The organism is Microbacterium luteum, from assembly GCF_015277875.1.
GTDB lineage: Bacteria > Actinomycetota > Actinomycetes > Actinomycetales > Microbacteriaceae > Microbacterium > Microbacterium luteum.
Genome location: NZ_CP063814.1, coordinates 1,670,174 through 1,685,473, shown reverse-complemented (window position 1 = coordinate 1,685,473; position 15,300 = coordinate 1,670,174). Strand labels below are relative to the sequence as shown.

Sequence of the window (15,300 nt, the reverse complement as noted above, 5' to 3'; positions counted from 1 at the left end):
AGCGCGCTCGATCCGCACTCACGCGGGCGTCGTGTACAGCGGCGAGATCGCCCGCAGATAGCGCGTGAAGAGTTCGCGACGCCGGCGGCGCGTCAGAGCGGGGATCAGTCGGTACAGCGTCGCGCGCGGCGCATCGAAGGCGCGAACGGTGAACCAGACTTCGTCGTTGTCGTGCCATTCGATCATGAAGGATTCCTCGCCGCTGACGACCGAGCCGCCCACCGTGCCGAGGGCGAAGCCGATCCGTCGCGGCTCCTCCACCGCGAAGATGACCCGGAGTTCCGCGTCGACGCTCATGCCCGCGACTCGGCCGGCGAGCCGGATGGAGGTGCCCGCACCGACGAACGGGGTGCCGTCGGTGTCGAACCGCTGATCCGCCTCGGTGCGACTGGGTGCGATCGGTGCGCCCTCGGCATCGAAGCTCACGCCCGAGTACATCGGCCCGGGCGCGGGGCGCACATCGCTGAGGGTGAGTCCCGACCCGCGCTGCGCCGTCCATGACAGCAGCGATTCGCCCGCGCTGCGGAAGCGCGACTCCCCCGATCCGATCCGCCACGCCTGCTCGGCGGGGATGCTCCGCTCCGGCGGGAAGTGCATGAGGTCAGGCGCCTGCGTCGCCCCGACGGCTGCGTAGTCGACCGTGTCGTCCTTGAAGGTTCCGCGGCGCATGTGTCGAGCCTACCGATCCGCTCCCGAGCATCCGGTGAGTGCCGGAAGCTCCTACTTCTTCGTCTCGACGTCACCGGACAGCGCGGCGATGAACGCCTCCTGGGGCACTTCGACGCGACCGACCATCTTCATGCGCTTCTTGCCCTCCTTCTGCTTCTCCAGCAGCTTGCGCTTGCGGGAGATGTCGCCGCCGTAGCACTTGGCCAGCACGTCCTTGCGAATGGCGCGAATGTTCTCACGGGCGATGATCCGCGCGCCGATGGCCGCCTGGATCGGCACCTCGAACTGCTGGCGGGGAATCAGCTTGCGCAGCCGCTCGGTCATCATCGTGCCGTAGCCGTACGCCTTCTCCCGATGCACGATCGAGCTGAACGCATCGACCTTCTCGCCCTGCAGGAGGATGTCGACCTTCACCAGGTCGGCGGTCTGCGAACCGGCCGGCTCGTAGTCGAGACTCGCGTATCCCTGTGTCTTCGACTTCAGCTGATCGAAGAAGTCGAAGACGATCTCGCCCAGCGGCATATTGTAGCGCAGCTCCACGCGATCCTCACTGAGGTAGTCCATGCCGAGCAGCGAGCCGCGCCTGGCCTGGCAGAGCTCCATCACGGTTCCGACGTAGTCCTTGGGAAGCAGGATCCCGACCTTGACGACCGGCTCCGAGACCTCTGCGACACGCCCGTCGGGATACTCGCTCGGATTCGTGACGGTGACCGTCTCACCCGTGTCGGTCATCACGTCGTACGTCACCGAGGGTGCCGTGGTGATGAGATCGAGTCCGAACTCGCGCGTGAGCCGCTCGGTGATGATCTCCAGATGCAGCAGTCCGAGAAACCCGCAGCGGAAGCCGAATCCGAGGGCCACCGAGGTCTCCGGCTCGTACTGCAGAGACGCATCCGAGAGCTTCAGCTTGTCGAGCGCTTCGCGCAGATCCGCGTAGTCGCTCCCGTCGATCGGGTAGATGCCGGAGAAGACCATCGGCTTCGGATCGGTGTACCCCGGGAGGGCGTCGGCCGCGGGCTTGCGCTGATCGGTGATGGTGTCGCCGACCTTGGACTGCCGCACATCCTTCACACCGGTGATGAGGTAGCCCACCTCCCCCACTCCGAGGCCCTGCGTGGGGATCGGTTCGGGGCTGGAAACCCCGATCTCCAGGAGGTCGTGGGTCGCACGCGTCGACATCATCTGGATGCGCTGGCGGGGCTGGAGCTTGCCGTCGACCATGCGCACGTAGGTGACCACACCGCGGTAGGAGTCGTAGACGGAGTCGAAGATCATGGCTCGGGCCGGGGCGTCCGCGTCTCCCACGGGAGCAGGGATCTTCTCAACCAGACGGTCCAGAAGCGCCTCGACCCCGACACCGGTCTTCCCGCTCACACGCAGCACGTCGTCGGGGTCGCCGCCGATGAGACCCGCCAGTTCAGCGGCGAACTTGTCGGGATCCGCTGCCGGCAGATCGATCTTGTTCAGGACCGGAATGATCTGCAGGTCGTTCTCGAGCGCCAGGTAGAGATTCGCGAGCGTCTGGGCTTCGATGCCCTGTGCCGCGTCGACGAGCAGGATGGCACCTTCGCACGCCGCGAGCGAGCGCGAGACCTCGTAGGTGAAGTCGACGTGGCCGGGGGTGTCGATCATGTTGAGGGCGAAGGCCTGCTCCATACCGTCGTCGCCCGTGACGGCCCACGGCATCCGCACGGCCTGCGACTTGATCGTGATGCCGCGCTCGCGCTCGATGTCCATGCGATCCAGGTACTGCGCGCGCATGTCACGATCAGCGACCACCCCGGTGATCTGGAGCATCCGGTCGGCGAGCGTCGACTTGCCGTGGTCGATGTGGGCGATGATGCAGAAATTCCGGATCGACTCCGGTGGAGTCGCGGAAGGCTGCAGGGGCTCGAGTGCGCGCGGTGACATGTCCCGTCGATTCTACGGGGGTCGCCGGCGCGGCCGCGCGCTGAGCCGACACCGCTCCGCCCCTCGGATTTAACGCAACGTTAACGCATCCCTATCGCAATGAACCCCGAAGTCGCAGAGAGTTGACCAGGCCGCCTGCGATCGCGTCGGCGCCGGAGAATCTCGAGAAGGAGTCCTCTGTCGTGACTGAACCGACACCCCCGACATCGTCCGCATCACGCGCGCGATCGGCCGCCGCGGCACTGACCGTGGGCGCACTCGCCGCCACCGGCATCGCGTTCCCCGTTGCGGCGACCGCGGCCGTGTCCACGGACGCCCCTGTGGTCATCAACGAGGTCTACGGGGGCGGAGGCAACAGCGGCGCCGCTTTCAACCGTGACTTCGTAGAGCTGTACAACCCGGGCTCCGCAACCGTCGACCTCGCGGGATGGAGCGTTCAGTACGCACCCTCCAGTGGCAGCGGATGGCAGGCGACGCCGTTGTCCGGATCGATCGCCGCGGGCGGCTCCCTACTGGTCGGCCAAGCGTTCGGGACCAACACGTCGCTTCCCGGATACACCGCCGACATCGACGGGTCGATCGCGATGAGCGGTTCGAACGGCACCGTCGCCCTCGTCGACTCCGCCACTCTGCTGCCGACGGCGGACGTCGCCTCGCAGGACAGCGTCGTCGATCTTGTCGGCTACGGCTCGGCGTCCATCTTCGCCGGCGCCGGCGCGGCGCCCGGAACCACGAACGCCACGAGTGTCTCACGCGACGCCGACCACACCCACACGGCCGACAATGCGGCGGATTTCACCGCCGGTGCGCCCACGCCCGTGGGGTCGACCTCGGACGAACCCGGTGACCCGTCGCCGACCCCGACCCCGCCCGCAGACCCGGTCGCGATCTCCGAGATCCAGGGGACCGCCGATGCGTCCCCTCTCGTCGGCCAGACCGTCACCACGACCGGAATCGTCACCGCGCACTACCCCAGCGGCGGCCTGAACGGATACGTGCTGCAGGCCCCCGGCACCGGCGGCGACATCGATCTGGCCATCCACGACGCCTCGGACGCCATCTTCGTCTACTCGTCGGCCACCGTCGGCGACGTGGCCCTGGGGGAAACGGTCGAGGTCACCGGTCAGGTCAGTGAGTACTACGGCCTCACGCAGCTCTCGGTACCCGCCGGCGGGGCGACGATCGTCGCCGATGCCGAGCCCGTCGCTCCCGTCGAGCTCGAGTGGCCGGCCGGCGACGCCGAGCGCGAGAGCCTCGAATCGATGCTGCTCGCCCCGCAGGGCACCTACACGGTGAGCAACACGTACGGAACCAATCAGTACGGCGAGGTCGGGCTCGCGTTCGGTGACGAGCCGCTGCGCCAGCCGACCGATGTCGCCGCACCCGGGTCCACCGAGGCTGCCGCCGTGGTGGCGGACAACGCCGCACGCGGTGTCGTGCTCGACGACGGCGCCTCGACGAACTTCACGTCGTCGGCGAACTCGTCCCTCACGCCCCCGTACGTCTCGCTCACCGAGCCGGTCGTCGTCGGCGGGACCGCCACGTTCGACGAGCCGGTCGTGCTGAGCTTCGGCTTCGACCTGTGGCGCTTCATGCCGACCGCACCTGTCGCCGGCGATGGAACCGGTGAGGACGGCGTCACCTTCTCCAACCCGCGCACGTCGGCTCCCGAGGCCGTCGGCGGCGACGTCTCGGTGGCCTCGTTCAACGTGCTGAACTACTTCACCACGCTCGGCGAGGACATTGCCGGGTGCGAAGCCTACGAAGACCGCGACGGCGACGGCAACAACGTCCGCACCGGCTGCGACGTCCGCGGCGCATGGGATGCTGCCGACCTCGAGCGACAGCAGGACAAGATCGTCGCGGCCATCAACGCCCTCGACGCCAGCGTCGTCGGGCTCATGGAGATCGAGAACTCCGCACGCCTCGGCGAGACGGCCGACGAAGCGACCGCGACTCTCGTGGACGCGCTGAACGACGCCGCCGGCAGCGACATCTGGGCATACGTGCCGTCATCGGATGACCTTCCCGAGGCCTCCGAGCAGGACGTGATCACGAACGCCATCATCTACCGTCCGGCAGAGGTCGTCACCGAGGGCGCATCGCTCGCGCTCGGCGACCAGTCGGCGTCGGACCAGGCGTTCGGGAACGCGCGAGAGCCGATCGGTCAGGTCTTCGCGCCGACCGATGGCGGCGAGGAGTTCCTCTTCGTCGTCAATCACTTCAAGTCGAAGGGCTCAGCGGGCCCCTGGCCCGGTGACGCCGACGCCGGCGACGGTCAGGGCAGCAGCAACGAGTCGCGCGTGCGCCAGGCGACGGCCCTGGCGGAATGGGTCGAGGAGGCCCGAGGCGACACCGAGAGCGTCATCCTCGCCGGCGACTTCAACTCCTACGGCCAGGAGGATCCGATGCAGGTGCTCTACGGAGCCGGATACGTCGACGCGGAGACCGCACTCGACATCGACACGTCGTCGTACTCGTTCTCCGGGCTCTCGGGCTCGCTCGATCACATCCTGATGAACGAGCACGCGCTCGCCCGTGCGATCGGCGGTGACATCTGGAACATCAACTCGGGTGAGTCCGTCGCCCTCGAGTACAGCCGCTACAACAACCACGGCACGCTGTTCTACGCCGACGACGTGTACCGGTCCTCGGACCACGACCCGGTGCTGGTCGGTCTGACCGCGGAGGCGGCGACCGACGTCACGGAGGTCGACGTGCTGACGATCAACGACTTCCACGGCCGGCTGGAGGGCGACTCCTACGGGGTTGCGGGCGCTGCCGTGATCGCCGGGGCCGTCGACGCGTTCGAAGCGGAGAACCCCAACACGCTGCTCGTCTCGGCCGGTGACAACATCGGCGCGTCGACGTTCACCTCCTTCATCCAGGACGACCTGCCCTCGATCGACGCCCTGGTGGCCGCCGGGCTGGACCTGGGCGCGGTCGGGAACCACGAATTCGACAAGGGCTTCGAGTTCCTGACCGATGTCGCAACGCCGCGCTACGGCGCGGGCGATGCGGCTGACGGCGCGCGTTACAGCCTGGGTGCGAACGTGTACGCGAGGGGGACCGAGGACCCGGTCCTCGAGGAGTACGACATCGAGGACATCGACGGGGTGCGCATCGCCTTCATCGGAACGGTCACACCGGACACCGCGGTCATGGTCTCGCCGGACGGCATAGCCGACATCGAGTTCGGCGACCAGCTGGAGGCCGCGAACCGCGTCGCCGCAGAGATCACGGCCGGCGATCTCGCCGACGTCATCGTGCTCCTCACGCATGACGGCGCCGCGACGGACTCGTGCGAAGCCCTGACGTCGGAGGACACCGACTACGCGGAGCTGGTCGCCGGCGCGTCCGACGACATCGACGCCATCGCATCCGGCCACACGCACCAGGAATACGCCTGCATGCTGCCCACCCCCGGCGGCGGTGAGCGGCCGGTGATCCAGGCGCTCGAGTACGGCAAGGCCCTCGGGCTGCTCGAGATCTCGGTCGACACCGAGACCAAGGAGCTCGTCTCGATCGACGGCTCGGTCGTTCCGCTGACGGACGGGGAGACCCCCCTCTACCCGGCGGATCCCGAGGTCGCCGAGATCGTCGCGGACGCCGTCGAGGTCGCTGAGGTGGAGGGTTCGGTGGAGGTCGGATCGATCACCGGGGACATCCTGCGCGGCGGCACTCCGCCCGGAGACGACCGCGGCGTCGAGTCGGCGATGGGCAACACTCTCGCCGACATGTACCTGTGGGCCACCTCGAACGAGGACTACACCGGCACTTCGGCGGACATCGGGATGATCAACCCCGGCGGGCTCCGCGCCGACCTTCTCTACGGCGAGGACGGCACGGTCACCTACCGTGACATCGCCAACGTGCAGCCGTTCGCGAACACGATCGTGACGGTCGAGGTCACGGGAGCGCAGCTGGAGCAGATCCTCGAGGAGCAGTGGCAGCCGGAGGGCGCCTCCCGCCCCAAGCTGCACATGGGCATCTCGGAGGGCTTCTCGTACGAGTACGACCCGGATGCAGCGCCGGGATCGCACATCGTCTCGATGACGCTCGCTGGTGCACCCGTCGGCGAAGACGACACCGTCGTGATCGCGACGAACTCGTTCCTCGCGGCCGGCGGAGACAACTTCACCACGTTCACCGAGGGAGCCGACATCACCGACACCGGTCAGGTGGACCTGGCCGCCTCGGTGGCGTACTTCGCGACCTTCACACCCGTCGACCCGGCTCCGCTGGGCCGTGCTGTCGTCGCCGATGAGACCACGCCGACTCCGTCTCCGTCTCCGTCGGACGGATCCGATGCCGACGAGGAATGGGTCGAGTGGAACATCGGCTCGGGCACGGTGGAGCAGGGCGGGACGCTGACCGTGGAGCTGTCAGGGCTCACGCCCGGTCAGACGGTGTCCGCGACCCTCTACAGCGACCCGATCGTGGTCGACGCGATCCCGGCCGCGAACGCTCAGGGCGAGATCACCTTCATCGTCGGCATCCCCGCCGACTTCGACACCGGGGCGCACACCCTCGTGCTGGAGTCCGAGGGATACGAGTCCGTGGAGATCCCGGTCACCGTGGTCGCCGCCGGATCGCTCGCCGCCACGGGCGCGGAGGTGCCGTGGGGTCTGGCGCTGATCGCGGCCTTCCTCGTCGTGATCGGGGGCACCATCGCCGTCACGCGACGTCGCACCACGACGGCGTAGCACCAGGACGCCGCCGTCATGAAGGCCCCGGTCCCGATGAGGGCCGGGGCCTTCCCGCGTCCGCCCGCATAGGCTGGAGGCATGGCGGTGGAGGTCGTGCTGGTCCACGGCATCCGCACGTCCGCAACCATGTGGCGGTCGCAGGTCGCACACCTCGAACAGCGCGGCAACGCCGTCACCGCGGTCGACCTCCCCGGTCACGGATCCCGGATGGACGAGGCGTTCACGCTGGAGGGTGCATTCGCGACCATCGACGCCGCGGTCCGCGACGCCGCGGAACGCGGCCCCGTTCTCCTCGTCGGCCACTCGATGGGCGGACTGCTCTCGATCGAGTACGTCGGCGCCGAAGATCCGCCACCCGTCGCCGGCTTCATCGCCGCCGCATGCACCGCGATTCCCCGAGGGGTGGGCCTCGCGACATACCGCATGCTCGCCCGCGGCTTCGACGCCCTCCCCGACCGCGGCATGTGGCTGACCGATCGCGTGCTGAACGCCACCCTTCCGGACGAGACCCGGTACGACTTCGGTGCCGGCGGCTACGCCCTCGCCGCGCAGGATGTCGCACTGCGCACGCTGTCCGTGCTCGATCTGCTCGCAGCGCTCGAGCGCATCGAGGTGCCGATGTGGTTCATCAACGGACAGTACGATCAGCTCCGGGCGAACGAGCGGCTCTTTTCCCGCATCGCCTCCCATGCCGAACTGATCGTCGTCCCGCGGACGACGCATCTGGTCACGGCGATGCGACCTCGAGTCTTCAATGCGCTGCTCGACCTGGCTCTCGCGACGCTCGAGAATCCGGATGCGGGCGGATCGTCGCGAACCTGGTAGGATCGGCTTTTGGCTTGCGTGTGGGTTTCCCACCCTCACGACCGCCGTGCGGCATCCCTCTCCTGCCACTCGGCAATCCACCGATCACTCCGAACGAAAGATACGTCGAACGTGGCGAACATCAAGTCGCAGATCAAGCGCAACAAGACCAACGAGAAGGCGCGCGAGCGCAACAAGGCCGTCAAGAGCGAGCTGAGGACCGCGGTGCGCCGCACCCGCGACGCCGTCGCGTCGGGCGACAAGGCCGCGGCCGAGAAGGCGCTCGGCACGGCGACCAAGAAGCTCGACAAGGCCGTGAGCAAGGGCGTCATCCACCGGAACCAGGCGGCGAACCGCAAGTCGTCCATCGCGAAGCAGGTCGCCTCGCTCTGAGCGAACCCGCTGATTGCCGAAGGCCCGTCCCGATCCGGGGCGGGCCTTCGGCATGACGGCGACGCGGCGCGCCGGACTCAATCACCGAAGGGCGCCCGGGTGGCGATCACCGTGACCAGTCGTTCAACGGCGAACACGGCGTCACGCGACGCGCCCTTGACCTCGGCATCCGCACGCGCGGCGGCCTGGACGGCGATCTGCAGTGCCGCCTCATCCCACCCTGCGAGGTCTCGGCGCGCCCGGTCGACCTGCCAATCCTTCAGGCCGAGCCTCGCGGCAAGGGCGCTCGAGGACTCGCGGACGCCGTAGACGCGGGCCATCGTGCGCAGCTTGGACGCGATCGCAGCCACCAGCGGGACAGGATCCGCACCCGAGGCGATCGCATGGCGCAGAGAGACCAGCGCCTCACCGTAGCGGCCCGCGATCGCCGTGTCGGCGACGGTGAACGCAGACGTCTCGACGCGGCCGCCGTAGTAGCGCTGCACGGTCTGCTCGGTGATGTCGCCGGAGACATCGGCGAGGAGTTGCTGGCAGGCGGCCGCCAGCTCCGTCACATCGTCCGCGAACGCCGAGGTGAGCGCCCGCAGCGCGGCCGGCTGGATGCGACGCCCCGCAGTGGAGAACTCCCCCGCCGCGAAGTCGTAGCGATCTGCGTCCCGTTTGATCGCCGGGCACGCCACTTCGACACCGCCGCCCTGCCCTGCTCGGATCGCGTCGAGAAGCTTCTTGCCCCGGACGCTCGCGCCGGTGTGGCGCAACGTGACGGTGGCGCCCTCCTGCGGATTCCGAAGATACGAGATCGCCTCCGCCAGGAACGCGTCTGAGCACCTCTCGACGCCGCTGACCCGGACCAGACGCGGCTCCCCGAACAGCGATGGAGACGCCATCGCGAGGAGCGTTCCCGCCTCGTACGCGTCGGCGCGGATGTCGGAGACCTCGAGGCTCGCATCCTCGGCCTTGAGGTAGTCGCGCACGCCGGCGATCGCCCGCTCCGCGCACACGTCCTCCGGGCCGGATACGAGGACGACAGGCGCGGGCTGGGGTGCCCGCCATGACAGCTGCGGAATCGCCGACTTCGGTGCCGCGGACCCTCGTCGGCGTGGAGTCGGGGACATGATCTCAGCCTAGCCGCCGGCACCGACGGCGCCCGCGTGGTCGCGCCACACCCGGAGCACGCCGGCCTCGCGCCATATCGCCACGATCCCGTCGGTGTCGGTGCGTGCGACGACGCCGCCGTTGGACACGACGAGCGCCAGCGCCTCCGCTCGCGGGTGACCGTAGTCGTTCTCGCCCACCGTCACCACGCCCAGTCGTGCCGAGACGGCCTCGTAGAGCGCGGCGCTCTGATCGGCACTGCCGTGATGGGCGACTTTGACGACCTCGAACGGGGAATCCACCCCGGGCAGAAGCTGTCGCTGCGGCTCCTCCGAAAGGTCGCCGAGGAGCAGGATGGACGGCAACCCGCCGCCCGTGAACGCGACCACGACGCTCGCATCATTGCCGGGGGCGACCCCGGCGTCCTCCCGCGGCCAGAGCACCCGCCAGCGCGCGCTTCCGAGCGTGCCGGCATCGTCTGCGGCGACCTCGAGGACACGGGCACCGCCGTCGCGGAACGAGGTGACGATCGCCGTGTCGTCCGGTCCGTCGACCGGGCCGTGGATCATCACACCGGTGCGCTCGGCCACGACGGCGGCTGCGCCGACGTGGTCATGGTCGAAATGGCTCAGCACGACCAGGTCGAGACGATCGACTCCGACGCGGTCCAGACAGGTCCGCAGCGCCTCCGGATCAGGGCCGGTGTCGATCAGCGCGACACGGTCGTCCGCACGCACGAGGACGGCATCGCCCTGTCCGACGTCGCATGCCAGCATCTGCCACGACGCGGGGAGGGTGGCGGGCCCGAGAACTCCCGCGAGCGCCGCGGTTCCGCCCGCGACTCCGGCGAGCACCGCGACCGCCCCTCGCGCGATCCCGTGAAGGCGACGCCGGGCGGTGCCCCCGGCAGGCAGGGCGACGGCGAGCCCGATCGCGGCCGATACCGCGGTGAGGAGGAGCGCGCCGCCGAGCCCCCCGATCCACGGGAGCTGGTCTCCCGGCAGCGCACTCACCGTCGAGGCGGTCGCGGCGATCCAGGTCGCGGGCACCCAGGCCAGCGCGGCAAGGCCCGAGGCGACGACGGGCAGGATCGGCGCGACCAGACACGCCGCCAGGCCGACAACGGTCACCACGGGTGCCGCGGGCGCCGCGAGCACGTTGGCCGCGACCCCGTAGAGCGCAACGGTGGGGGTGATGAGGATGAGCAGCGGACCGCACGCGAGCTGAGCGGCCAGCGGCACGGCCAGCACGAGCGCGAGGCTCTGCGGCATGAGGCGCGCCAGACCGTGCGCGAGCGGTCTGGCGAACAGCAGCAGCGACCCGGTGGCCGCCGCCGACAGACCGAACCCCAGCGATCCGGACAGCCACGGGTCCGCGGCCAGGGCGACGGCCAGCGCCGCCGACAGCACGGCTACGCCCTGCGACGTCCGTCCGAGCAGGAGGGCGAGCATTGCGACAGCAGCCATGCCCGCGGCACGGACCACGCTCGGCTCGGGCGTGACCAACACGACGAATCCCCCGAGCGCGAGCATGGCGACCACGATGCGCCAGGTCCGTCCGAGGCCCGACGCCGCGGCGGCCGCGAAGGCGAGACCGACGACGAGAGCGCAGTTGGAACCCGACACCGCGGTGAGGTGCGACAAGGAAGACTCCTTCATCGCCGCATCCATCTGCTCCGACACCAGCAGGGTGTCGCCCACGGCCAGTCCGGGCACGAGCGACGCTCCGTCGCTCGGCAATCCATCGACCGCTGCGAGCAGCCCACGCCGCAGATCGCTCGAGATCCGGAGGACTCCGCCGGCAGGTCGCAGCAGCTCGACCACCGTGGCGTGGACCTGTGCGACGGCACGCTCACCGGCCTCGGACACCCGGAAGGAACCCCGTGCTTCGACGACCGCGCCGGCATCCAGAGCGGAGACGTTCTCGATGTCGTCGGGAGCGACCACGATCTGGATGACCGCGGCGACCGCGTGCGCCCCTTCCCCGTCACCGACGGCACTCGCCACGGCATCGAAGGCGAGGTGCTCCGATCCCCACGGTTCGATCTTGCCGGTCACGGTCGCGGTCATCGACACCAGCGGTCCCTCACGCTCGGCCAGATCGATGACGTGCTCCCGGGGCCCGGTGGCCGACCACACGTTCGCCGCGGCGACGCCCGTGCTGAGCGCGACGAGGCCGATCAGCACGCCGGCCCTGCGAAGCCGCACCGCACGCCGCGAACGCCATGTCATGACGATCGCGCCCGCCATGACCGTCGCGCTGCCGGCCGCGAGCGCGGGAGCCACCGCCGGGTGGACCGTCGCGAGGCCCGCGACCACCCAGGTGAGCGCCGCCGCCGGGGCGAGCGTCCACGCTCTGCCCATCACACGACGATCAGATCGCGCATGCCGGCCAGCAGCTTCTCGCCGATCCCCGGCACTGCGAGAAGGTCGTCGACACTGGTGAACCGACCGTTCTCCTCCCGCCAGGCCACTATCCGGCCACCGAGGGTCGGCCCGATGCCCGGGAGCGTCTCGAGCGCGGCCACGTCGGCGGTGTTGAGATCGATCGGGCCGGCGCCGCCGCTCGCCGGCCCCGGCGCAGGCGCGGGCGCCTCCCCCTTCGCGGGCACGTGAAGCTGCTCGCCGTCGGCGATCGGCCGAGCGAGATTCACGGCGGCGGAATCGGCGTCGCCGGTGAAACCACCGGCGGCTGCCACCGCATCCATCACGCGCGCGCCGTCGGCGAGCACGTACAGGCCGGGACCGGCGACGGCGCCCGACACGTGGACATAGAGATCCGCCTCCGGTGTGCCAGTCGTCGCGAGGTCATCGACGGTCACCGTCTCGACAGGTGCCGTGGCACCGCGTACGAGCCCGATGACCACGGTGACGACCAGTCCCGCCAGCACGAGCAGCACCAGTCCGCCGACGCCCCAGCGCCGAGCTGTCGAGGTGTCCGAGATTCTCGCCACCCGCTCACGCTAGGCGTGTGCGCACACGCGGCGGACGCGGCCCGACCGCTCGGTGGACAGCGCGCTGCGGCAGCCCCGTGGGGAGGGTCAGTTCGCGCTGAAGCTCACGACCTTCGGTGCGCGGACGATCGCGCGCGCGATGGTCTTGTCACCGAGGGCGCGGATGACGCGAGCGTCCTCTCGGGCGAGCTTCTCCAGCGCGTCGGGCTCGATGCGCGCCGGCACCTCGAGCGTCGCCCGCACCTTGCCGTTGATCTGAACGACAGCGGTGACGGATTCCTCGACCAGCAGCGTCGGGTCGGCGCTCCGCCAGGGCATGAGGCCGACGAACGGCTCATAGCCGAGCGTCTCCCACATCTCCTCGGCCGTGTGAGGAGCGAACAGGTCCAGGATCATGGCCGTCGCCTCGGCGGCTTCCCTCACGGCGGGATCCGCCGCACCCGCGCCGGTGTCGATCACCTTGCGGGTCGCGTTCACCAGTTCCATGAGCCGGGCGACGACGACGTTGAACTTCGTCTGCTCGACCAGTGTCGGAGCATCTGCGAGGAGGCGGTGGGTGACGCGGCGCAGGGCCGGATCGCCGTCCTTCCACACGACGTCCCGCTCGCTGGCCACGTCGTGCGCCACGCGCCAGGCGCGGGCCAGGAACTTCTGGGCACCCGTCGTCGAGACGTCGTTCCAGTCCTTGTCGTCCTCGACCGGTCCGGCGAAGGCGAGGGCGACCCGCAGCGCGTCAGCGCCGTGCGCGTCGAGTTCGTCCTGGAACACCACGAGGTTGCCCTTGCTCTTGGACATCTTCGTGCCGCCGAGGATGATCATCCCCTGGTTGATCAGGCTCGAGAACGGCTCGGTGAAGTCCACCAGCCCCATGTCGTACAGGACCTTGGTGATGAACCGCGCGTAGAGCAGGTGGAGGATGGCGTGCTCCACGCCTCCGATGTAGAAGTCCACCGGCGCCCACTTCATCGCCTCGGCGGACGAGAACGCCTCGTTCGGGTCGCCCGGCGAGAGGAAGCGCAGGAAGTACCAGGAGCTGTCCACGAAGGTGTCCATGGTGTCGGGGTCGCGCCGCGCCGCCTCGCCGGTGGTGGGATCGACGGTCTGCACCCATTCGCCAGCCGCGCCCAAGGGCGAGGTGCCCTTCGGTGCGAGATCGAGACCGGCCGCGTCCGGGAGGGTGAGCGGCAGCTGATCCTCCGGGACCGGCACGATGCGGCCGTCATCGGTGTGGATCATCGGGATCGGGGTCCCCCAGAAGCGCTGCCGGGAGATGAGCCAGTCGCGCAGCCGATACGACTTCGACGCCCGGCCGGCCCCCTTCGCCTCGAGTTCCTCGATCATGCGGGTGATCGCGTTGCGCTTGGACAGCCCGTTCAGTGAGCCCGAGTTGACCATGCGACCCTCACCGGCCAGGGCGACGCCCGTGTGCGCGGGATCGAGCTCGTCGAGCGACGGGTCGTCCGCGAAGGGGTCGATGGGGTTGCCGTCTTCGTCGACATCGATGACCGGGATCGCCCCCGTGATGGGTGCGGTGGTGTCGACGACGACCTTCACCGGCAGGTCGAATGCGCGCGCGAAGTCGAGGTCGCGCTGGTCGTGGGCGGGGACGGCCATCACGGCGCCGTGGCCGTAGTCGGCCAGCACGTAGTCCGCGGCCCACACCGGAAGGCGCTCGCCGTTGGCGGGGTTGACGGCGTAGCGCTCGAGGAAGACGCCGGTCTTCGGCCGATCGGTGGACTGACGCTCGATCTCGGTCTGACGACCGACCGACTCGACGTAGTCGCTGAAGCGCTGCCGCACGTCGGCCGAGGCTCCGGCAGCCAGCTGAGCCGCCAGCTCGCTCTCCGGTGCGACGACGAAGAAGGTCGCCCCGTGGAGGGTGTCCGGGCGCGTCGAGAAGACGGTGACCTTCTCCGGGTGCCCTTCGATCTCGAAATCGATGTCGGCTCCGACAGATCGCCCGATCCAGTTCCGCTGCATGCGGATGACCTTCTGCGGCCAGCGCCCTTCGAGCTGATTCAGGTCGTCGAGGAGCCGGTCGGCGTAGTCGGTGATCTTGAAGTACCACTGTTCGAGCTTCTTCTTGACCACCACCGCACCGCTGCGCTCGGATGTGCCGTCGGGAAGCACCTGCTCGTTGGCGAGCACGGTCTGATCCACCGGGTCCCAGTTGACGGCGGCGTCCTTGCGGTATGCGAGCCCCCGCTCGTGAAGACGCTGGAACAGCCACTGGTTCCACTGGTAGTAATCGGGGTCGCTCGTGTGGAGGACGCGGTTCCAGTCGAACGAGACCCCGTAGGCACGGAATCCGGCCTTCTGCTGGGCGATGTTGTCGTACGTCCACTCCCGCGGGTCCGCGCCGCGCTTGATCGCGGCATTCTCGGCGGGCAGGCCGAATGAGTCCCATCCGATCGGGTTGAGCACGTTGTAGCCGCGGTGGCGCCAGAAGCGCGCCACGATGTCCGAGTAGAGGTAGTTCTCCGCGTGACCCATGTGCAGGTCGCCCGACGGGTAGGGGAACATGGCGAGCACGTACTTGCGCGGACGCGTGTCCTCGGGGCCACCCGCCTTGAAGGGGTCGGCCTGTTCCCACCGCTGTTGCCACTTGCGCTCGACGGCGTGGGCGTCGAAGCCGCTTCCGTCGTCGGAAGCAGGGCGGTCGGAGGGAGAGTGCTGTGACACGGGAGAACCAATCGCGGAGTACGGGGGCGCGCGGAACGCGTCTTTCAGGTTACCGGAACCTCATCCGGCCCCCGCGCGAGCCCG

The 15,300-nt window shown here is 69.2% G+C and carries 9 protein-coding genes; 3 read left to right on the top strand and 6 right to left on the bottom strand.

Translation table 11 applies throughout. The features are described from left to right. Nucleotides 1-18: 18 nt before the first annotated feature. Both IM777_RS08360 and lepA read right to left on the bottom strand, forming a co-directional pair. Nucleotides 19-669 carry a DUF1990 domain-containing protein gene (locus IM777_RS08360; RefSeq protein WP_071045778.1) on the bottom strand — a complete coding sequence of 217 codons (651 nt, stop codon included), beginning with the start codon at nt 667-669 and terminating at the stop codon, nt 19-21. Nucleotides 670-720: 51 nt separating this feature from the next. Further along, a complete protein-coding gene (gene lepA, locus IM777_RS08355; RefSeq protein ID WP_194385261.1) occupies nt 721-2,580 on the bottom strand; it encodes a translation elongation factor 4 in 1,860 nt (619 codons plus the stop codon). A gap of 182 nt (nt 2,581-2,762) precedes the next feature. Here lepA and IM777_RS08350 point away from each other — a divergent pair, with 182 nt between their 5' ends. From IM777_RS08350 to rpsT, 3 genes are all read left to right on the top strand, one after another. Further along, nucleotides 2,763-7,286 carry an ExeM/NucH family extracellular endonuclease gene (locus tag IM777_RS08350; RefSeq protein WP_194385259.1) on the top strand — a complete coding sequence of 1,508 codons (4,524 nt, stop codon included), beginning with the start codon at nt 2,763-2,765 and terminating at the stop codon, nt 7,284-7,286. A gap of 81 nt (nt 7,287-7,367) precedes the next feature. After that, nucleotides 7,368-8,114, top strand: coding sequence for an alpha/beta fold hydrolase (locus tag IM777_RS08345; RefSeq protein ID WP_194385258.1), 747 nt, complete (start codon nt 7,368-7,370; stop codon nt 8,112-8,114). Between the two features lie 111 nt (nt 8,115-8,225). After that, nucleotides 8,226-8,486 (top strand): 30S ribosomal protein S20, encoded by a 261-nt coding sequence (gene rpsT / locus IM777_RS08340; RefSeq protein ID WP_071045773.1) that lies wholly within the window; start codon nt 8,226-8,228, stop codon nt 8,484-8,486. A 77-nt stretch (nt 8,487-8,563) separates the two neighbouring features. Here rpsT and holA read toward each other — a convergent pair whose 3' ends face one another. From holA to leuS, 4 genes are all read right to left on the bottom strand, one after another. After that, nucleotides 8,564-9,601: a DNA polymerase III subunit delta gene (gene holA / locus IM777_RS08335; RefSeq protein ID WP_194385256.1), complete on the bottom strand. Its 1,038-nt coding sequence runs from the start codon at nt 9,599-9,601 to the stop codon at nt 8,564-8,566. 9 nt (nt 9,602-9,610) lie between these two features. Further along, entirely contained in the window at nt 9,611-11,944 is a 2,334-nt protein-coding gene (locus tag IM777_RS08330; RefSeq protein ID WP_194385254.1) for a ComEC/Rec2 family competence protein, read from the bottom strand. Beyond that, the gene (locus IM777_RS08325) at nt 11,944-12,534 is read right to left on the bottom strand and encodes a ComEA family DNA-binding protein (RefSeq protein ID WP_228481034.1); all 591 of its coding nucleotides are present in this window, start codon (nt 12,532-12,534) and stop codon (nt 11,944-11,946) included. Before IM777_RS08325 ends, IM777_RS08330 begins: the two co-directional genes overlap by 1 nt. Before the next feature lie 87 nt (nt 12,535-12,621). Further along, a complete protein-coding gene (gene leuS, locus IM777_RS08320; RefSeq protein WP_194385252.1) occupies nt 12,622-15,216 on the bottom strand; it encodes a leucine--tRNA ligase in 2,595 nt (864 codons plus the stop codon). Nucleotides 15,217-15,300: the final 84 nt, after the last annotated feature.